Origin of the sequence: Chitinophaga sp. MM2321 (genome assembly GCF_964033635.1) — a bacterium.
Taxonomy (GTDB): Bacteria; Bacteroidota; Bacteroidia; order Chitinophagales; family Chitinophagaceae; genus Chitinophaga.
The window spans coordinates 1,803,657-1,823,069 of record NZ_OZ035533.1; the positions used below are offsets into that span (position 1 = coordinate 1,803,657).

Here is a 19,413-nt window from a genome sequence, read left to right on the forward strand (position 1 = left end):
AGCGTGGGTTATGGATAGTTTATCTTTATTTTTATAGTGTAAAATAATTTTATATGACCTGTTATTACCGCTTTAAGAATTGTTTTTGCCACCCTTCTTCTATTACGTCTTTGAGTATTTTACATAAGCCTTCAAAAGAGTTGGGTTTGGTCAGAAAGAGTTTTGCCCCGAGCCGGATACTATCTTCCATATCTTCCTTCAAAGCTGAAGTACTGAGCACAATAATCTTTGTCAGTTGCCGGTGAAGGATCTTGCCTAATTCCAGCAAACATTCCTTACCATTCATTAATGGCATATTTAAATCAAGGAAGATATAGTCGGGAGGGAGTAGTGTTTCGTCAGATAGCAGTGCAATCGCCTGTATCCCGCTTTCACAGGTGTAGGTTTCTATTTCCGGTGATACTTCCTTCATCGCTTCTTTAAAAAAAGTTCTGTCATCGGCATCATCATCGATCACTAGTATGGTCCGTCGCGTCATAAATGGTTAAAATTAGGTTTACAAATAAAATAACTGGTTTCCGGATTTTTCAGTTGGGTTCTTCAAAGGCTATACAATTTCGTTAAATTTACCGGTATAATCAAATTTAAAAAGCTGCCGGAATAATTATTAAAGATGATGGAAGTTTTTTGTACCCGCTTAACAAGTCATTTATCACCACAACTTTTTGGTGAATATCTTTCGTTATTACCTGATGCTTTGCAGCAAAAGAATAATCGTTATAAAACGGATCAGGATAAGCAACTGCACCTAGCCGGACAACTGCTATTGCTGGAAGTGCTGCAACGATGGGGATATGATCGCAACTGTTTACAGCAGGTACAGTATAACCCCTACCACCGGCCCTATATTCCCGGCGAGGTGGATTTTAATATTTCCCACTCAGGGGATTATGTTCTCTGTGCTGTTGGCAGGCATGTAAAAGTGGGTATTGATATTGAAGCGATAAAAAATATTGATTTACCAGATTTTACAGAGATGATGACCGATGATCAATGGGGAGAGATCCATGCAGCAGCAGATCCGGTCGGCGCTTTTTTTTCGTATTGGGCGATCAAGGAAAGTGTGATGAAAGCAGATAGCCGGGGCATATATATTCCGCTGAATGACATTGTTATTGAAAATGATACGGCCCGGTATGATGGCGTAAACTGGTGGCTGTTTCCATTGCATATTGATCCTGATTACTGTGCATGTGTTGCCGTAAATAAGGCCATGACGGCTGTTCCGGTCCAATATATCTCCCTGGAAGACCTGCTGCCGGTTGCCGGTAGCTGACACGGCATCCTGGTTTCCTGTATTTGTCTTGTTCCGATTTAGTTATATATTAGTTGCCGGATGCCCGGATCTATCGGGCATCATCCATTGTATAAACCGGCCATATCAGATCCAACAATAAAAGTATTGCTGACGACAAAAATGAGAGACTATTATTACATTTTAGGAATAGAAAACAATGCCAGCGATGCCCAGGTTAAGACGGCGTATAGAAAACTCTCCCAGAAATTTCATCCGGATAAAAATGATGGTGACCGCTTTTTTGAAGAAAGGTTTAAAGCTATCCAGCAGGCTTATGAAACGCTTTCAGATCCTGCCGGCAGAACAGCCTATGACAGGAACTTATCTCAACACAATACTACCAGGGTAAGCGCAGCAGTGCTGAAACAATATGAAGATTCTTTCAGAAGAAGGTATGAAGAGAAGCTGAAAAAGAAAGAGCAGGAAATGCGGCAACGGTATGAAGTCCGGGAACAAAGAATCAATAATGAAGCATATGAGCGGGTGAGGGCAAAAGTGCGGCAACTGGAAGCAGCCCATGATCCCCACAGGAATCGTTTAATGCCCGTAGTGACGGGAATACTGGCCGTTAGCCTGTTGGTCGTAACGGTGATCCTGGTGGTAAAATGCCTGTAACGGGCAGCCGATGCAGCAAAAAACTGCCCCGAAGCGTTGCAAAAGTTACGGCAGGTGAGGATACTATCAGTACCTGCGCAGAAGGTATTTGGATTTAGCAGATACAGCATCTACTTTAGTGGTAATAACCGTGTCTCTGCGGGGACCTCTTAGTTTGCAATTAAAATTCCTTTATGAAGAAAACTATTGTAAGTACAATCGGCTTACTGTTTGTTATGTTATCTCTTTCTGCGCAGAATTATACGGCAGATTGGCCTTCACTGAACAAGCGGGGAGTGCCTGAATGGTTCAACCAGTCCAAGTTTGGCATCTTTATTCACTGGGGCGTATATGCGGTGCCGTCATATGCAGTAGTAGGCGATGGTGGCTATTCAGAATGGTATTGGCACAACCTGCGGGCCAAAAAAGAAGGTAAAAATGCAAAGCTGCAGGCTTTCCATGATAAGGAATATGGGAAAGATTTTCCCTATGAAAAGTTTGAGTCACAGTTTACCGCTTCACTTTTTGACCCGGCCCAATGGGCGGATGTTTTTCGTCGCTCCGGCGCCCGCTATGTGGTATTGACTTCCAAGCATCACGAGGGGTACTGCCTGTGGGATAATAAACAAGCCAATGAGTCCTGGGGCCATTCCTGGAACGCGGTAACGGGTACGCCTAAACGCGATCTGCTGGGCGATCTGACAACAGAAGTGCGCAAGGCCGGTTTACGCATGGGCTACTACTATTCCCTGTATGAGTGGTATAATCCTTTGTGGCTGAAAGATAAAAAGAAATATGTGGATGAAGTGATGATCCCGCAGTTCAAAGACCTGGTAACCCGTTACAAACCTTCCGTGATCTTCTCCGATGGGGAATGGGAGCTCTCGGACACCGCCTGGCGTAGCACGGAATTACTGGCCTGGTTATACAATGAATCACCCGTAAAAGATGAGGTAGCAGTGGATGATCGCTGGGGGAAAAAAACGCGTGGTAAAAACAACGGAGCTACCTATTTCACCTCCGAATATGGCAGCGGCATGCAGCCGGGTGTAGCCTGGGAAGAGAGCCAGGGTATCGGCTACTCTTATGGCTATAACCGCATGGAGAATGTAAATGATTATAAGAAAAGCAGTGATCTTATTATACTCCTGGTTGATATTGTAGCGCGTGGCGGCAACCTGTTGCTGGACATCGGACCCACGGCTGACGGTCGTATCCCTGTTATCATGCAGCAGAAATTAATTGACATGGGTGCCTGGCTGACAACAAACGGAGAAGCGATTTACGATACGAAAGCATGGAAAGAAACCCGCCAATGGAGTGCAGGCAAACGCCCGGAAGTGAAAGAAGCCAACTATATGGCCAAATACGATATTGCAAAAATGGTACAACCATCGAAGGAAAACGCCAATATCGAAATGTTCTTTACACAGAAACCAGGCGCGTTGTATTGTATTGTTACCAATTTTCAGGAACAACTGCGCATAAAAAACTATACCCTTCCAAAGAATGCCGCGCTCAGTATCCTGGGCTGTAACAAGGCTATCCGCGGGCAACAGCAGGGTAAAGACGTGGTGATAAACTTGTCAGGCATGCGTCCTGGTGATATCCCACATGATATGTTTGTGGTGAAGATTGCAGGAAAATAAAGATGAAGATCAGATAGATATTAAAAGAGGATTAACCTGATCAACGAGGTTAATCCTTTTTTAATTGTATAGCTGACATTTAGCGGGGCGTATAAATAATATAGACAAATGAAGACATTGGTTTGCACACAGCCGGGGGAGTTTGCGTATGTGAACAGGGACATGCCGGTATCAGCGGAAGGCCAGGCCATCATCCGGATAAAACGTATAGGCATATGCGGTACTGATCTCCACGCCTTTGAAGGTACGCAGCCTTATTTCAGTTACCCGCGGGTACTGGGACATGAGCTGGCAGGGGAATTAGTGGAAACCGGCAATGCACCTGGATTTGAAAAGGGGGAGCTGGTTACCATTATTCCTTATTTCAATTGTGGGGAATGTATTGCCTGTCGTGCCGGGAAACCCAATTGTTGCAGCCGGATATCAGTTTGCGGGGTACATGCCGATGGTGGCATGACGGCGTATTTTTCTGTACCTGCCTATTCACTGGTACATGGTCAGGGCCTCGGTGCGGATGAACTGGCGCTCGTAGAGCCGTTGGCGATAGGTGCGCATGGTGTGCGCCGCGCAGGGGTGCAGGCAGGCGAATACGTGCTTGTAGTGGGCGCAGGGCCTATCGGTTTGGGTACCATGGAAATGGCCCGCATTGCCGGTGGCCAGGTGATTGCGCTGGACGTCAACAACCACCGTTTAAACTTTTGCAAAGAACACTTGCAGGTACCACATGTTGTGAATGCCCGGGAAGAAGATGTGACCGCACAATTAATGAAAATTACCGGTGGAGACATGCCGACGGTGGTTATAGACGCTACCGGCAACGGGCCTGCTATTAACAACGCTTTTCAATATATGGCACATGGCGCGCGATATGTATTGATAGGACTACAGAAAGGAGAAATCCATTTTAGTCATCCTGAATTTCATAAGCGGGAAGCGACTTTAATGAGCAGCCGCAACGCCACCCGGGTGGATTTCGACCATGTAATTGCCTGTATTGCGAAAGGATGGATAAAGCCCGGCACTTATATTACACACCAGGTAAACTTTGACCAGGTGAAAGACCAGTTCGCCAGCTGGCTCGATCCCGCCAATGGTGTTATTAAAGCTATGGTGAGCCTGGAATAGTCTTGTATTTCCAATGATACGTTTGTGGATGAATGTTTACCCGGCAGTAAACTGTTCCAGCAACTTATAGGGAATACCTTTGTATAAAGCCGCTGCATCTGCCTGTAACCCAAATGCGGCAACAGCTGCATGCAACCCGGCGGATTGCTGCCGGTAAAATAACGGAATGATCTCCAGCCATTGTTTAATAAGTGCTTCTTCCGGCTTGCGGATCATAAACCGGTGAATGCTTTGCAACATCGGTTCAAAGAAAAGCGCACAGTCTGCGGCTAATTGCACAGCGTCATTTTCCTGCTGGATCCGGTGGGTGGTTTCAAACAGCAACTGACAAATAAGAGAATGCCTCATTTCTATCATATCTGCATCGTATTCTTTCACATAATGGTCATTCAGATCTGCCAGGAGGGTGGCCTGTCCTGTGAGCAGGAATACCAGGCAATCAGACAGCATTTCCAGTGCAGCAGTTTTTTTTCCTGCGGAGAAATAAACCCGCGAGAGGTTCTGATATTGCGAGAGCCGGTCGAAAAGCAGGAAATGAAACCCCTGTGCTTCCAGTTTCCTGTTATTGTTTAAGGTATGATGAATCAGGCTAATGGCTTTTTCAACGTCGCCTGTACGATGATGGTACAACGATTTTGAGCGGTCGTATACGTTTACCAGGAACGATTTTAACATCACTTTTTCATCGGGTAATGCATGCAGGTACCGTTCACCTCTTTCAAAAAGATGCTGTGCCACGCGGAAGCGGTTACTGTTCACTTCTACAGTAGCATCCGTAAATAATTTCGCGATCATATACAACGTCTGCCGCTCGTTTGTTGGAAGCGCCTTGTTTAATGCCGTCATAAATACACGCAGGTACAAAACGGTTTCTGCAAACTGATGTTTGTTCCAGGTGAGTTTCTTTTTAACGGGAGTGGCTGTTTGTTGCATATATCAGGAGCTAAGAGGTATATTATATTTCAGGTAAACCTTCTCCGGGAAGTTATGAATGAAAGCAGGGCAGTTATCATTATAACCTTCTTGTTTATCTATCTCTCCACCACAAAGCGGAAGGTAGCTACAGGTGGCGCAAAAGCTTTTTCCGGTGAGTAAGGATGCCACCATGCCCGGATCATAGTGATGTGTGCCGTTGTCACCTTTCCTGTATTCACAGGGAAGTTTAACCGGCAACAGGTTCAGGAATAAGCCTTGTGCATCGAGGTATTTCAACAGTTCTTTTTCTTTCAAAAAGAAAGTGCCGGTACTTTCCTGTTCTTCCTGTGAAAGCTGTACCAGCAGGGTCACCTGCCGATACCGGCGCAGTGCTGTCAATGACTTCATCAGCAAAGGTAACAGTGTCTCATACTCCGATGTAACGGTAACGGTTATATGAAAATTGACAGCGGCCAGCAGGCTACCGGAGATCAGTTTTTCTTCCAGTGCCAGCAGCATATCATGCATACGTATCGCGGTATGCGCTTCACGAATCACTTCCGGTTGAAGGATAATGTGGTCGAGCTTAATCGTGGTGGCAGACAATATTTGTTCCGGGTAATCCCAGTTGGTGCAAGTCCCGCTTTCCAGTTGAAATACAGGCTGGCAGGAAGCAAGAAGTCCTGCCTTGTCCACCTGGTCATGTACTGCTTCTACCTGGCCGCCCGCTGCTTCCAGGTTGCGGGCTTCCAGCGTGATGCGCAGTTGCTTCTTTTTTATTGCCGGCGGCGTTGCGGCCTGTAGCCATTCCCGGATCTGTAGCACCGGCAATAGCGGAACGATGTCTGCTTCGCAGGTGAGCCGTACACTGTATTCATTGGCACGCATATCTGCGGCAGCGAGTTGGTTCTTTATCACGATTTCTTCCAGCTCTTCCTCATCTGCCGGCAGGATCAGGTCATGATACATCAGGGTGCTGAACAGGCCATCAGGAATAGCGGCGAAGTTGCCTTCACGCACTAACTGTAACGCATATCCGGTTACTGTAACGCCCATTCCCTTGCGGAGGGAGTAGAGCATCCTTTTGGCGGAAGGTTCTTCTTTTCCGTCAATGGGGGGAGAGATGTACACATATTTCGACAACTTAAATTGCATGGTTAGCGCCATTTGATTTGCAGTTTCAGGGAATCGGGGCCGCGTTGCAGGTAAGGATAGGTGCGCCAGCGGGTGCCGTCCTGCAAAGGCGTATATGCTTCCGTGGCGGCTATGAACTGGGTTAGCCCGGTGCTTGCCTGTAACTGTGCCAGCCGGGCGCCTATACAACGGTAAGCGCCGGCGCCGTAACTCAGGTGTGCCGGTTTTCTATCCAGCAGTATATCATCCGGGTCAGGAAATGCTTTAGGGTCGCGGTTGGCCGCGCCCACACAAACCAATACCTGGCTACCTGCCGGAATCGTTTTTTTAGATAACTTAATGTTGTCTTTTGCAAAGAGCAAAAAGAATTGTACCGGGCTGTCATAACGCAGCAGCTCATCTATGCAACCGCTTATTTTCGCTGGCTGACTACGCAGTACCGCCTGTGTTTTCGGGTGCTGATCTAACGCTACTACCGCATTGCCCAGGAAGTTCATCATGTTGTCGTGGCCTGCATAAAACAACAGCAGTAACATAGACTCGATGAAACTGTCGTCTTCTTTTTCCTGTTTGGCTACATCAATCAAGGCACTGCAAAGATCATCGTCGGGATGTTTTCTTTTATATACCACAATAGAACGGATATATTCCATAAACTCCAGCGCAGGTCCTGAAGTGGGTGGGGTAACAATATATTGCAGGTACTTTCCGTGCAACATACCGGCCAGTGCGGTGAGCTTGTCAATATCACCGGCTGGTACACCGATGATACGGCTGATGGTTTCAAACGTATAGGGGTGCGCGTAGTCGGCCATAAAATCAATGACATCCTGTTCCCGGAGTGCGGTCAGCAGCTTGTCGGCCTGTTGCAGCATGGCATCCGACTGGAAGCGCAGGTTTTTGGCGGCCAGTGCGTGCAGCACATTTTTCCGGTAAGGAAGCCCGCTTTCCGGAGAGAAAGCAAAAAGTGTTTTGCCCATCGCACCCTGGCCGGAGAAAAGCGCCGTTTGTGTTTCAGGGTCTTGTCCCCAGTGAGAGCAGGAAGGGTGTTGCAGCAACGCCACTGCTTCTTCATATCCTGTAATGACCCACTGCATGGAGGAAATCCTTTCTATACGGTCCTTTTGTTGCATCTGCCGGTAGAGCGGGTATGGATTGTCTGCCGGAATAGCCATAGGAGCCCCTTGCAGGAAGGAAGGGGTAGTTTTGACACGGGCATTCAGTTTTGTTTCCATTTGATATATCCTGTAAATGATGATAGATAAAATAAAAGATTATTCATTCCGGAGTGTTTTAACCGGGTTTTGCCGGATCACTTTCAACACCATGGAACAAACGGTCAGCATATAGATCGGCATTAAGATAAAGAAGCCACACAGCGGATAGATCCACGAGACAGGCATGTGATCTTTGTATACGATACCAAACATCATTTTGATGGCATACATACTCAGCGGAAAGCCAATAACAATGGCGATCAGCAGGTTTTTCATATAGATGCCCAGTACTTTCAGGATCAGGTCAATATTACCCGCCCCCATGATCTTCATGATGCTGTAGTTTTTCTGCCTGCTTATTATATTCAGGTATACCAGGCTGAAAAGCCCCATGCAGGAAAGGATCAGCGCCAGGAAAGCAGAGAAGCTCATGATTTTATTATGCCCCGTTACAATGTTGAAATACCGCTGAAAAGCGTCTTCCTGGAAAGCGCCTTCAAAAGGTACTTCCGGCGTAACAGACTGCCACAACGTTTTTAGTTGGGCATATACTTTATCTGCTGCTCCCGGTTGTGTTCTTACAATAATATAATTACACTGATCGGGTTCCGCCAGCGTCATTACCACCGGTTCGATGAGGCTCTGGAAGTCATTGAAACGAAAATCTTTTGTAACGGCTGATACATAATACGCCTGGTCGCCGATCTTCAGCTGCATACCGATAGGGTCTTTTGTATTCAGGCGCCTGGCCATGGTTTCATTAATCACTACAGTATTGATGCCGGCATTTATTTTCCAGTCGAAAGGGGTACCGCTTAACATATTAATGGCGAGTGTCCGCACGTAGGCGCTGTCAACACCCAGTTCCAGCACCTTTATATCGTTTTCACTGTCGCCGGTTCTCACGAGCGCCTCACTGTTACTGAAACCAATATGATCCCTGGCAGTTGCCACCGCTTTTACATCGGGCAGTTTGGCCAGCTGGTCTTTGAAATAGTTGTAGGCGCTTTTATTGGCGGGGTTTACCATCAGCAGGTCCTGTTGTTGGTAGCCACGGTCCCTGCTCCGCATATAGTGTTCGTTGGCAATAAAGTGAAGGCTTGCCACGATATAGATGAAAGCAAAAATAAATTGCAGGGAGAGCATCACTTTGGAGAGGCGTTTCTTATTGCCCGGTGCGCCGCCTCCTTTGAGTATTTCCACGGTCTGAAACCTGGAAATATACAGGGAAGGATAAGCGCCGGAAAGAAAAGTAGTGAATGCCATGATGCACAGGAAAAATGCCCAGGTCCACCAATTATCCAGTTCGAAACTCAGCCCGATGTCCAGCAGTTTTTCAAACTGCGGCAACAGTACGAAAGCTGCCACCAGGATGCCTGCCAGCAATGCGAGGAAGTTGATGATCAGGTTTTCCAGCATAAACTGGTAGATGATAAACCCGCGGCTGCTGCCCAGTACTTTCCGTACACCTATTTCCATCAGTCGTCGCGCACCGAGAGCGATAGCCGCATTAATATAATTAAGACAGGAAATGGTGATGAGCAGAAACCCGATGAGCAGCAAAGCTATTCTTCCGGCGGGAGGCCCCCAGCCGCGTACGATGGAGCCACGGATCCGGTAGCTGTTTAAAGAAAGCGTTTCCAGTGGCGCATAGCCAAACTGGGTGATCTTCAAACCGGGATTGGCCGCATTATAACTGTCGAGATATTTTCCTGACTGGGTTATTAATTTCGCCATATCTCCCTTTGTGCTGGTTTTTATAAAAGTGGCATTGGTGGTAGCTGTCCAGCTTTCATAATCGGGATTACGTGATTTGAGCGCACTATAGTTCAGTAGAATATCAAAATCGAAACTGGCCTTCCTGGAAAAGCGGGCGGCCACACCTCCGATGGTGTAAGCCGTTGCTTCGTTGTTCCCGAATTTTATATTTAGTATTTCGCCCACAGGGTTGCTGCTGCCGAAATATTTAATGGCTACATCTTCACTGATAATAGCTGCGGCCGGTGATTGCAGCGCCAGTGTGCTGCCCCATTTCAGCGGGAAGTTAAAGACCTCGAAAAAATCACCATCACTGAAAGTGATGCGCTCATACAGGGCTTCTTTATTCTTCACTGTAACGGCGCCTGTTTCGCTTTTCAGGCGCACCATATTTTCTACCTGCGGGAAATCCATTTTAAAAGCCGGACCCAGTGCGGCGGGTGCTTGTCCATAAGTAAGGAGACTGCCATTATTATTCATCTTATATGTAAGCAGGAATACGCGGTCACCATCTTTATGAATGCTATCTACTTTGTACTGGAATTCAATAAAAATGAGGATCACCAGTGTACAGGCTATTCCCATCGACAAGCCGATGATATTGAAAAGCGATGTCATTTTATTCTTCCGGAGATTCCTGATTCCGGTCAGCAGGAAATTGATCAGCATATTTTTTTTCTCGTTACCAGGTTATTCATATCGTTTAAAATCTTCCACTGCCAAAGCTGCATCAAAGCCGGATAACCGTTCTTCCAGTTGTGGCGCTGCTGTATGGCAAAGGAGGTATTTGAGTTCCAGTTCTTTCAGGATATTGAATTTGAAAGGCGGACAGGCTGGAATGCCTTCCACCCATGATTTAGGACAGCTACCGCCACAAACGGGTAGCAGCTTACAATGGTGACAGGGATATTTTTCCGTATCCCTTACTACGGTGTACCAATCGTTCAAAGGCTTATCGACAAAGGTATCCAGCGTATTTTTTTGCAGGGTGCCCAGTTGATAGGGTGTGCCGTTATAGAAATCCGCATAGGATATTTCCGAGCAATTATAAATATTACCGTAGGCATCATATATTTCTGTATTACCGCCGGTGGCCATACAGGTAGTCAGTTTCCTTTTATAGCCGGTGGTGCTGTACGGGTATCCCAGCTTTATTTTTAAGATCTGCCACCTGATGGTAAGCATGGCCATTTTTTCTTTTGTAAGTGAAGCCTTGTGCGCATCATTACCACCCCAGGAATAGATGCCCACAAAATAGAGCCGGGCTATCTTCGTATGCAGACCGTCTGCTGCCAGGAGACGGATGAGCGGCTCCACACCATCTACATTCTTTTCATCTACATTACAACGGATGATGATACTGCATCCCAGGCTTTCATAATCTGCTCTTTGCAGTATTGTTTTCAGGTTATTATAAATAAGATCAAAAGACCCCGTTCCTTTTTTCGTATAGCGGTGACTGTCATGATAATCACCGGTACCATCCAGCGTTATTTCTATCTGGTCAACATGAAATTTTGTGACCAGTTCTTCAAATACAGGTTCTTTTAACGACAGACCATTTGTTACTATTTTGCCGCCGATCTTCACCTCTTCATTATTTATTTTTTCTTTCAGCCGCTTATAGATCATCCGCATCTGGGGGAAGCCCATGAGGGGTTCCCCGCCAAACCAGCCCAGATATAGATTAGTATAACCGCCGGAGATGAATTTAAGATGGATTCTGTCTGTCAGCTTTTCCACTACATCATCCGCCATATTTTTTTTGGTATGTTGTTGTCCGCAATAATAACAACCTAACTGGCAGGAGGCAGTGGGTTGAATGGACTCTACCAGTTGTCTGCCAGGAGTAGCAGTAGCAGCGTGATTTTCGGCCATAATCGTTCCCAGCTCATTTTCCGTTTTTTGCACCAGTATCTGCGCACGCACCAGTTGCTCCTGCACAGAAGCAGGGATATGATCTGTCAGGTCGTTTTTCAGGAATTCATAGCAGATCTCCGGGAGCAGCAGGGTGTGGCCAGACCGGGTGGAGTAGGCCAGTCTTCGCTGCTCTTCGTCAACAGGAGCTGAAATAATAACGTAATGAGATAGTTTATACATTTTTTGATTATTCAGTTTTCCAGAGATAAGCGGGAGGGTTCTGTTTTTTTTATTTTTTCATTACTATACCGCCGGTATCTTTTTTTTGTTTGTACAATGATCTGTCTGATCAGGATGATATAGAAAAGCGCAGGAATGAACAATGCTGAAAGGCTGTCTTTCAGCCAATCGAAAGTGATAGTGCCGGTTTCCAGTAAAAGTTGTCTCACAAAGGCATACAGGCGCACGGGGAAATAGAGGATGGAGTTGCCATTGAAAAGCAGCATATAGATAACAAATGCAATGGTTATCCCGATGGACAATAATCCGTATGTCAACAGGAATAGTGCGCGTTTGTCGGGCTTCCAGGTTTTATTGATGCCGCTCATTCTGCCAAAGAAACGCCCTACTGTATGCATTGATTTTTCTTTCAAATTGGAGATGCTGAGCAGATCGCTGAGTATCCAGTAGCCATCGTATCGTAAGAATGGGTTGATGTTGACAAGCAGGGTCACAGCAATCAGGAAAGATACGTCCAGCCACAGGCGGTTGCCGGTAATGTAAAAGCAGATAGCCAATGCACTGCATACGATTAACTGAAGATAGATACCACCGAAATCTACCACCAGCCGTTGGTTTTTTTGCAGCCGCCAGGTGTCTGTTACGTCAGAGAAAAACACTGGTGCCACAAGGTAGAACCCGAAGCCAATATCCCCGCTGGTGGCGCCATAGGTGTCACAAGCGGCGGCGTGTCCAAATTCATGGAGTAACAGGCTGATATAATTGATGATGAGAAAGTACAGCAATAGTTCTTTCCCTGCATGATGATACACCTGGCTCACATTTACATGTGTAAGGAAGCTGCCGGCCAGCAGCAGTATGCTGGCTGTTAATAATACCAGGAATACCTGCCGCTGGAAAAGCGGGATAAACAGGGGAGTGATCTTTCTTACAATAAAAGCAGGAACAAGTGTAAAACGCAGCCGGAGATATTCATCTTTCACTTTTATCTTTTCTACATTATCTGTAGCAAAAATGCCATATCCCAGGATCTGTTTATTAAAAACGTGTACGATATCATCAACAGAGAAATTTTTATTTTGAGATTTATTAAAGTTGATAGCAATCTGTTCGAGGTTGTTGGTACCGTTTACAAGATCGAGCAGGCTTTTGGTGATACTGTTGATCTGCAGTTTGGTAGGGGCTTCCCCGTCAATACACAGCGTGTACATATTGGAGCTGAACTGCGTATAAGAGCAGCTGTCGCGTAATACGGGGATATAGTTTTTATCTATGGTCATAATGTTTGTATAGCAATCGCCTGTTCTTTTAATCATTAGCTGCGTGCTGCCGGTTCCCATTCCCGGAAGCGTTTCAATGCACGGGTGGCTACGGCAGTAGAAAAGAGGCTGGCAATTTCTCCGGTGATGGTATTGCCGCCGCCGGATTTGTTGAGCCGGAATGTATGTTGCTTATTGTTCCATTTAATAGTGCCGGGATTGGGGATCACGAGGAAATCAGTACCAGGGAAAGCGCCATTCCTGTATTGATGACTGAGGATCCATTTTTTCATGCCCATCATTTCTTTCCGGTATTGTGCTACCCATTGTGGAGATGCACACAGGGTATCCAGCACCAGCGACGTATAAAAAACACTCTCGCCCGTGATCATGTCGCAGGCGTAGCTGCCGTTAGGGCGGATGCTGCGCATCACATAGTCCATGGCTTTTTCTGCTTCCGGCGATACGCCCTGATCTTCCAGCAGCATGCTTTGCAAGGTGAAACAGGTAGGGTAGAGGTAGGACGTCCACCAGTAAGGCGACCAGATGCCGTGTTCATTTCGTTGATCCAGCAGGTAATTCCGGAGCAGTTTTATTTTGCGTTGATAAGGTGCTTTGTCCGGCAACTGGTTCAGCAGGTAATATGCCAATGCGCTTACGCACTGATGATCGCCGATCCAGCCTTTCAGCTGGGAGGGCTTCAACCCCATGAAGCCCGATAATGCAGGATTGTTGCTGGAATAGGTACTGAATCCGCCTTTGGCAGATTGTCCCTTCAGCCAACTATTAATATATCCGTGTACGTTAGTACTGGTTTTATTAAGGGTGAGGAGTGCCGCCGTGGTGGAATCATAGTCGGGAGTCCAGTCGGTATTATAGCCCCACAAGCCGGCCTGCCGGTGCTGTACAAGGAAATCAGCCGCCTTGTCCAGGCTCTCTTCCCCTGGTTCCAGGAAGGAGGCAATGAAGCCGGTAGACCAAACATTGCTCAGTCCCTGCATATTGCTGATCTCATACCAGGAACCGTCTTTGTTCTGCATGTTGCGGAGGTAGTCAACAGACAATCCGATTGCTTTGGCAATACCGGGTGTTCTTGCCGGTGGTTCGGGTGAATTTATTTTTCCCAGGTAAGTATTGATCCGGTAGGCATGCGTATTTACCTTATAGTAATTCATATTGTTACGGCAGATACCGAGGATCTTCAGGTAATCACCCAGCTGTGACTGGTAAGGTTTTACGTCATCAATTGCTTGCTGGTAGTAGTCTCTGGACATTTGCATTAGTTTCTCTGCCAGTTCAGAGATAAAGAAATATTTTTCGATCATTTCCGGTGAGTGGTCCTGGAACTTGTTGCCACGTTCTTTGAACCATTCATGCAGGAGGATGTGACCGAGATTGTTTTTTTTGAAGAGCAGATCTTTTTTGAAATCTTCCAGGTCGTCCTGGATGCATCGGGCAATAGAGAAATTATCGATGGACCGTTGCAATGCGTCGTATAATTTCTTTTGCCGGCTATGTTTTGAAAAGTAGGCATCGATGGCTACTTTGGAGATGCTGCATTTTGTGATACATAACTTTTTATAGGTATCGAAGCTCATCTGCGGGTTGTAGGCTGCATCCAGCAGGATACTGCCCAGGAATTCACTGTTCCGTTTACTCCATAGCTGCCAGAAACCCGGTGAGTCGCCAAACATCCGGGCCAGTATTTTCAGTGCTTCATCCTGGTATACATGTGCTTTCAGTAAGGTAATGCTGGTGCTTTCCGGAGGGCTGCCGGGCAATTCATCTTTGTCGTTCATGGCATCTAAACAGAGCAGGTACCTGAAATAGAAGAAGCCTGAAATACAAAGCTGTTGTACAAGATGGTTATCCCGTTCTCCAAATACTTTTTTGAAAAGGGAAGGGTATAAAAGATAAAATTCGGAATCGAAAAAGGTGTTGGGGAAAAGATGGAATTTGAGATTGCCCGGCAGGGATATGTTATTGTCGAGGTGATCGAGAAAGCTTTGCTTTAATTCCTCCACCTTCTTTTTCAGGTGCGACGGGAATTGGGTTTTACTTATATTGATCATAATAATCCTACGGGTTTAGTTCACGGAGCTAAATGATGAAAGGAAAATCCCGCTGGGCGGGATTTTCCGGATTCTTTGCCGTTTGCTTAGCCAATCCAGCAAACGCCATTAGCATCAATCTCAGCGATAGGTGCCGCAGCAGCCATTTCCAAACGGGTTTCCAGCTCTTCTACTTTAAAGAGGGAAAGTTTTTCTTCTTCTGACAGGTGTTCGATTTTCGCCAGAATCTGGGTGTCATTCTTTTGCATGTTAATTTTGGTTTTTTATGGTTAGAAAAGAATCGACTAGGGTGCATACCATTGTCAGGAGGTAGTGTACATACATCCGGATGACAATTTTTATTGCCTGATTATGATTAACAATGCTACTATAGCTTAGGGTGCTTGGGGCTCCATTTGCATATTTGGGTCTGGTGCTCTTTTATCAATATCAGTAACTGCGAATAAAGCTATTTCAATTATGATTAAAGGACAATCGCCAATATTGGTGATTTTTTGAACCCCTGTTTTCAGGGATGTTCAAGGTGTTGTTGTTTCAGAGCAAAGTGTATTCGCTCGCAAGTTTTATAACAGCGGTAATATTATTGACAGAAAATTTTTCCATCAGATTTTTACGATGACTTTCCACCGTATAAGGGCTGATACTCAGTTGTACTGCTATTTCCTGTGAGGTGAATCCTTTCCCTGCCAGGTCCAGTACTTCCTTTTCTCGCCGGGTTATCTGTGGTATTTTATCCAGATCATGCTGGCCGATAGTGCTCAACGCATGTTGTGATCTGCTACATAAATACAGTTTGCCTTCCAGTACAGAATAAATGGAAGCGATGATCTCTTCCGGGGATGCATGCTTGACGACATAACCGCTGACTCCGTTTTGTAACATGGCCATAATTACAGGCCGGTCATTATAAATACTCAGTGCTATGATCCTGATATGTTTGAACCGCTGATTAATTTCTTTACAGAGGTGTATGCCGCTGCTATCCGGTAAATTGATCTTCAGCAGGATGATATCTGTTGCTGTTTCCGGCAGAGCGTCCAGTAGTTCATCTCCCGAGTTGAAATGGGCAGTGAGTGAGAGGTCCGGGTGATTTGAGAAGAGGCTTTTAAAACCTTCTACAACAATGGGGGGGTCATCGACAAGAATTACATTGGTCATGGTTAAATTTAAAATTTGCCTACGGTTGTTAGGGTGACGGGTTAATTATCAACTATATGGTTGCATCTTTTAAAGGGAAAGACTAACTAGGTGTGCCCGAGTGATATGGAATTTTCGGTACCCGGAAGTTAAAGATAATTATTAATAAATTTTATCCCTGAAATTGGGGATATCTGCCCAATGAACCAAAACGGGCTATATTTGATCCTGAATTTAATAAATTGATCTATATTTCCTGCATTCTTTTCCGGATAACCTTTGCAGACGGCTTTCCCGGTTGGATGTATCAATGATGAACACATCTTTATATGAATGATATTAAACATCAACTCAGGACTGTCAATGTGATCCGGTATGTGACGCCGTTGCGTGAAGGAGGTTCCTTGCCTGCTATTGTGGAAGCCGATGACGGGTTCATGTATGTGCTGAAGTTTCGGGGTGCAGGACAAGGCGTAAAAGCACTCATTGCCGAACTTATTGGTGGTGAGATAGCCCGTGCATTGGGATTGAAGGTACCTGAACTGGTATTTTCCCACCTGGACGAATCTTTCGGCAGGATGGAAGGCGACCAGGAAATACAGGACCTGCTACGCGCCAGCGAAGGACTTAACCTGGGACTTCATTACCTGTCGGGCGCCATCACATATGATCCGGCGGTAGTAACCATTGATCCGTTGTCCGCTTCACAGATTGTGTGGCTGGATTGTCTCCTCACCAATGTAGACCGCACCGCACGCAACACCAACATGCTGATGTGGCACCAGGAATTGTGGCTGATAGATCATGGCGCCGCGCTGTATTTTCATCATTCCTGGCAGAACTGGGAGGAGCAGGCGCTACGTCCGTTTATACAGGTAAAAGATCATGTGCTGCTGCCACAGGCCAGTGAACTCGCAGCTGTAGACACTGCATTCAGTGCTATCCTGACAACAGACAAAGTGCGTGCAATTATTGATTTAATCCCTGAAAACTGGCTGGCCGCAGCAGGAACAGATATGCCGGCCAAAGAAAGAAGAGAGGTATATGTTCAATTTTTAACGTCACGAATCGCTCACTCGGAAATTTTTGTAAAAGAAGCAACACATGCAAGACAATCACTTATTTGAGTATGCGGCCATCCGTATTGTGCCAAGAGTAGAGCGTGAAGAGTTTCTCAATGTAGGTGTCATTCTCTACTGTAAAAAGTTGAAGTTTTTACAGGCCATGATTACGATAGATGAAGAACGCCTCCGCGTTTTTTCCGGTTACCTGGATATGGAGGAACTGAAAGCATATCTCCATGCCTTTGAGCAAATATGCCTGGGCGATAAAGCCGGCGGTCCTATTGCCCGGCTGGATATCGCTTCCCGTTTTCGCTGGCTCACCGCCACACGGAGCACCATTCTGCAAACATCAAAAGTGCATACCGGCTTATGCGGCAATGCCGCTGAAATGCTTATCAGGATACATACACAACTGGTGTTGTAAAATGAAGGCAACCACCGGTCAGATTTTAGGGTGTCGCCTGAAATTGATAATTTCGCTTTTGATACAGCAACCGGCAAATATTAATTTCTGAAGATGAAAGAACGAGTTTATACCCGCAAACAGGAGATCGTCAATGGATTGGTACATGGTATCGGGATGGTATTCGGCGCAGCCGGATTACCTGTACTAACCGGCATGGCTACCGCTCACGGTAACACGCCGGGCATTATTGGAGCAGGCATTTATGGATTTTGCTTTTTATTACTTTTTACAAGTTCTACCGTCTATCATTTTTCGCAGGAATCTGTTGTAAAGCGCACCTTCGAAATATTTGACCATATCAGCATCTATTTTCTCATTGCCGGAACATATACGCCTTTCCTGCTGGTGTATATGAATAATGCCTTTGGTATTACACTGCTCTCCATTCTGTGGGGGCTTACCCTGGTAGGCATCTTGTTCAAAACCTGGTTTACCGGCCGGTATGAGATCATATCTACCAGTATTTACCTGGTTATGGGATGGATCATGATCGTAGGAGGGAGACGGTTCTTCGATGTGCTGCCCCTTTCTGTGCTGATCTTAATTGCTACGGGTGGCGTCTTGTATTCCATCGGTGTTTTCTTTTATGTGTGGGATAAATACCGCTATACCCATGCGGTATGGCATGCATTGGTGCTGGTGGCCGCCGTATGTCACTATGTTGCCGTATTACTGGCCATGTAGTGCCTTACCTTCCTTAAAATAATGCTTGCAACAATATCGGAATTTGTATATTATTGCGATAGCAGTTGCCGGCAGGCGGCCGCAGCCGATTCTCCGGCGAATGATATTAAGCAATCAGTTCAGTTAACTATAGACACATTATGAAAGGTAAATTCTTACTAACCGCGCTTGTAATAGGCGGTTTTTATACTGCAAATGCCCAGGAAAAGGCTAAACCTGAAGATACGGAAGTATACAGCCCGGTACCACCTGAAGTAAAAGCAGGCAAAAAATGTGGTGAAGCACCATCGGATGCCATCGTATTATTTAATGGTACCAACCTGGATCAGTGGGTGATGACGGATGACAGGAACACTCCTGCAAAATGGAACGTTGGAAAAGGTATACTTACTGTCAACAAACAGGTGGGAAACATTGAGACCAAAAAGTCTTTCAATAATTACCAGCTGCATATTGAATGGCGTGTACCGGCAAACATCACCGGCACCGGACAGGGACGCGGTAATAGCGGCGTTTTCCTGGCATCACTGGGTAAAGGCGATGCTGGTTACGAGCTGCAGGTGCTGGATGCTTATAACAACAAGACTTACACCAATGGTATGGCGGGTAGTATCTACAAACAGTCCGTTCCACTGGCTAATCCTGCATTTAAACCAGGTGAGTGGCAAACGTATGATGTGATCTGGAACGCACCCGTTTTCGGAACAGACGGTGCATTGGTTAAACCAGCCCATGTAACTGTAATTTTCAATGGTGTAGTAGTACAGAATGATACAGAGCTGAAAGGCCCCACTCAATATATTGGTGAAGCGGCATACCGCCAGGCACATGGTCCGAGCCCGATTAAACTACAGGCGCACGGAGATAAGAGTGAGCCACTGAGCTTCCGGAATATCTGGGTAAGAGAATTATAAAGAACGAAGTAAAGGAATAATGTAAAAG

At 46.0% G+C, this 19,413-nt stretch carries 18 protein-coding genes; 8 read left to right on the forward strand and 10 right to left on the reverse strand.

The window, feature by feature from the left end; translation table 11 throughout:
• Window positions 1-64 precede the first annotated feature (64 nt).
• Complete coding sequence (locus ABQ275_RS07005; RefSeq protein ID WP_349317564.1) at window positions 65-478, reverse strand: response regulator; 414 nt, start codon at window positions 476-478, stop codon at window positions 65-67.
• A gap of 135 nt (window positions 479-613) precedes the next feature.
• On the opposite strand from ABQ275_RS07005, the gene ABQ275_RS07010 reads away from it, so the two are divergent.
• The 4 genes from ABQ275_RS07010 (at window position 614) to ABQ275_RS07025 (ending at window position 4,665) form a co-directional block, all read left to right on the forward strand.
• Window positions 614-1,276, forward strand: a complete 663-nt coding sequence (locus tag ABQ275_RS07010) for a 4'-phosphopantetheinyl transferase superfamily protein (RefSeq protein ID WP_349317565.1) — start codon at window positions 614-616, stop codon at window positions 1,274-1,276.
• A gap of 60 nt (window positions 1,277-1,336) precedes the next feature.
• A complete protein-coding gene (locus ABQ275_RS07015; RefSeq protein WP_349317566.1) occupies window positions 1,337-1,912 on the forward strand; it encodes a DnaJ domain-containing protein in 576 nt (191 codons plus the stop codon).
• A 173-nt stretch (window positions 1,913-2,085) separates the two neighbouring features.
• Window positions 2,086-3,540 (forward strand): alpha-L-fucosidase, encoded by a 1,455-nt coding sequence (locus ABQ275_RS07020; protein ID WP_349317567.1) that lies wholly within the window; start codon window positions 2,086-2,088, stop codon window positions 3,538-3,540.
• 108 nt (window positions 3,541-3,648) lie between these two features.
• On the forward strand, window positions 3,649-4,665 hold the full coding sequence (locus ABQ275_RS07025; RefSeq protein WP_349317568.1) for a zinc-binding alcohol dehydrogenase family protein: 1,017 nt from the start codon (window positions 3,649-3,651) through the stop codon (window positions 4,663-4,665).
• A gap of 36 nt (window positions 4,666-4,701) precedes the next feature.
• Here the strand turns inward: ABQ275_RS07025 and ABQ275_RS07030 are convergent, their stop codons facing one another.
• The 9 genes from ABQ275_RS07030 to ABQ275_RS07070 form a co-directional block, all read right to left on the reverse strand.
• On the reverse strand, window positions 4,702-5,598 hold the full coding sequence (locus ABQ275_RS07030; RefSeq protein WP_349317569.1) for a hypothetical protein: 897 nt from the start codon (window positions 5,596-5,598) through the stop codon (window positions 4,702-4,704).
• Between the two features lie 3 nt (window positions 5,599-5,601).
• A complete protein-coding gene (locus ABQ275_RS07035; protein WP_349317570.1) occupies window positions 5,602-6,735 on the reverse strand; it encodes a hypothetical protein in 1,134 nt (377 codons plus the stop codon).
• A 2-nt stretch (window positions 6,736-6,737) separates the two neighbouring features.
• Window positions 6,738-7,949, reverse strand: coding sequence for a cytochrome P450 (locus tag ABQ275_RS07040; protein WP_349317571.1), 1,212 nt, complete (start codon window positions 7,947-7,949; stop codon window positions 6,738-6,740).
• Between the two features lie 39 nt (window positions 7,950-7,988).
• Window positions 7,989-10,358, reverse strand: a complete 2,370-nt coding sequence (locus ABQ275_RS07045) for an ABC transporter permease (RefSeq protein ID WP_349317572.1) — start codon at window positions 10,356-10,358, stop codon at window positions 7,989-7,991.
• A 21-nt stretch (window positions 10,359-10,379) separates the two neighbouring features.
• Complete coding sequence (locus ABQ275_RS07050) at window positions 10,380-11,789, reverse strand: radical SAM/SPASM domain-containing protein (RefSeq protein ID WP_349317573.1); 1,410 nt, start codon at window positions 11,787-11,789, stop codon at window positions 10,380-10,382.
• Between the two features lie 11 nt (window positions 11,790-11,800).
• The gene (locus tag ABQ275_RS07055; RefSeq protein WP_349317574.1) at window positions 11,801-13,069 is read right to left on the reverse strand and encodes a hypothetical protein; all 1,269 of its coding nucleotides are present in this window, start codon (window positions 13,067-13,069) and stop codon (window positions 11,801-11,803) included.
• A gap of 35 nt (window positions 13,070-13,104) precedes the next feature.
• A complete protein-coding gene (locus ABQ275_RS07060) occupies window positions 13,105-15,120 on the reverse strand; it encodes a prenyltransferase/squalene oxidase repeat-containing protein (protein ID WP_349317575.1) in 2,016 nt (671 codons plus the stop codon).
• 86 nt (window positions 15,121-15,206) lie between these two features.
• Window positions 15,207-15,368 carry a hypothetical protein gene (locus tag ABQ275_RS07065; RefSeq protein WP_349317576.1) on the reverse strand — a complete coding sequence of 54 codons (162 nt, stop codon included), beginning with the start codon at window positions 15,366-15,368 and terminating at the stop codon, window positions 15,207-15,209.
• A gap of 286 nt (window positions 15,369-15,654) precedes the next feature.
• Window positions 15,655-16,278: a response regulator transcription factor gene (locus ABQ275_RS07070; protein WP_349317577.1), complete on the reverse strand. Its 624-nt coding sequence runs from the start codon at window positions 16,276-16,278 to the stop codon at window positions 15,655-15,657.
• A 308-nt stretch (window positions 16,279-16,586) separates the two neighbouring features.
• Between ABQ275_RS07070 and ABQ275_RS07075 the strand changes: the two genes are divergently transcribed.
• From ABQ275_RS07075 to ABQ275_RS07090, 4 genes are all read left to right on the forward strand, one after another.
• A complete protein-coding gene (locus tag ABQ275_RS07075) occupies window positions 16,587-17,384 on the forward strand; it encodes a HipA family kinase (protein WP_349317578.1) in 798 nt (265 codons plus the stop codon).
• Window positions 17,362-17,745 (forward strand): DUF3037 domain-containing protein, encoded by a 384-nt coding sequence (locus ABQ275_RS07080; RefSeq protein WP_349317579.1) that lies wholly within the window; start codon window positions 17,362-17,364, stop codon window positions 17,743-17,745. The genes ABQ275_RS07075 and ABQ275_RS07080 overlap by 23 nt, the downstream gene beginning before the upstream one ends.
• Window positions 17,746-17,838: 93 nt before the next feature.
• Window positions 17,839-18,471 carry a hemolysin III family protein gene (locus tag ABQ275_RS07085; protein WP_349317580.1) on the forward strand — a complete coding sequence of 211 codons (633 nt, stop codon included), beginning with the start codon at window positions 17,839-17,841 and terminating at the stop codon, window positions 18,469-18,471.
• A 140-nt stretch (window positions 18,472-18,611) separates the two neighbouring features.
• Window positions 18,612-19,385: a DUF1080 domain-containing protein gene (locus ABQ275_RS07090; protein ID WP_349317581.1), complete on the forward strand. Its 774-nt coding sequence runs from the start codon at window positions 18,612-18,614 to the stop codon at window positions 19,383-19,385.
• Window positions 19,386-19,413 lie beyond the last annotated feature (28 nt).

Excerpts from the sequence above, each read along its gene's own strand:
- ABQ275_RS07075 (WP_349317578.1), top strand. The coding sequence starts at position 16,587 with ATGAATGATATTAAACATCAACTCAGGACTGTCAATGTGATCCGGTAT.
- ABQ275_RS07005 (WP_349317564.1), bottom strand. The coding sequence starts at position 478 with ATGACGCGACGGACCATACTAGTGATCGATGATGATGCCGATGACAGA.
- ABQ275_RS07045 (WP_349317572.1), bottom strand. The coding sequence starts at position 10,358 with ATGCTGATCAATTTCCTGCTGACCGGAATCAGGAATCTCCGGAAGAAT.
- ABQ275_RS07030 (WP_349317569.1), bottom strand. The coding sequence starts at position 5,598 with ATGCAACAAACAGCCACTCCCGTTAAAAAGAAACTCACCTGGAACAAA.
- ABQ275_RS07025 (WP_349317568.1), top strand. The coding sequence starts at position 3,649 with ATGAAGACATTGGTTTGCACACAGCCGGGGGAGTTTGCGTATGTGAAC.
- ABQ275_RS07015 (WP_349317566.1), top strand. The coding sequence starts at position 1,337 with ATGCCCGGATCTATCGGGCATCATCCATTGTATAAACCGGCCATATCA.
- ABQ275_RS07050 (WP_349317573.1), bottom strand. The coding sequence starts at position 11,789 with ATGTATAAACTATCTCATTACGTTATTATTTCAGCTCCTGTTGACGAA.
- ABQ275_RS07035 (WP_349317570.1), bottom strand. The coding sequence starts at position 6,735 with ATGCAATTTAAGTTGTCGAAATATGTGTACATCTCTCCCCCCATTGAC.
- ABQ275_RS07020 (WP_349317567.1), top strand. The coding sequence starts at position 2,086 with ATGAAGAAAACTATTGTAAGTACAATCGGCTTACTGTTTGTTATGTTA.
- ABQ275_RS07070 (WP_349317577.1), bottom strand. The coding sequence starts at position 16,278 with ATGACCAATGTAATTCTTGTCGATGACCCCCCCATTGTTGTAGAAGGT.
- ABQ275_RS07010 (WP_349317565.1), top strand. The coding sequence starts at position 614 with ATGATGGAAGTTTTTTGTACCCGCTTAACAAGTCATTTATCACCACAA.
- ABQ275_RS07040 (WP_349317571.1), bottom strand. The coding sequence starts at position 7,949 with ATGGAAACAAAACTGAATGCCCGTGTCAAAACTACCCCTTCCTTCCTG.
- ABQ275_RS07065 (WP_349317576.1), bottom strand. The coding sequence starts at position 15,368 with ATGCAAAAGAATGACACCCAGATTCTGGCGAAAATCGAACACCTGTCA.
- ABQ275_RS07085 (WP_349317580.1), top strand. The coding sequence starts at position 17,839 with ATGAAAGAACGAGTTTATACCCGCAAACAGGAGATCGTCAATGGATTG.
- ABQ275_RS07060 (WP_349317575.1), bottom strand. The coding sequence starts at position 15,120 with ATGATCAATATAAGTAAAACCCAATTCCCGTCGCACCTGAAAAAGAAG.
- ABQ275_RS07055 (WP_349317574.1), bottom strand. The coding sequence starts at position 13,069 with ATGACCATAGATAAAAACTATATCCCCGTATTACGCGACAGCTGCTCT.
- ABQ275_RS07090 (WP_349317581.1), top strand. The coding sequence starts at position 18,612 with ATGAAAGGTAAATTCTTACTAACCGCGCTTGTAATAGGCGGTTTTTAT.
- ABQ275_RS07080 (WP_349317579.1), top strand. The coding sequence starts at position 17,362 with ATGCAAGACAATCACTTATTTGAGTATGCGGCCATCCGTATTGTGCCA.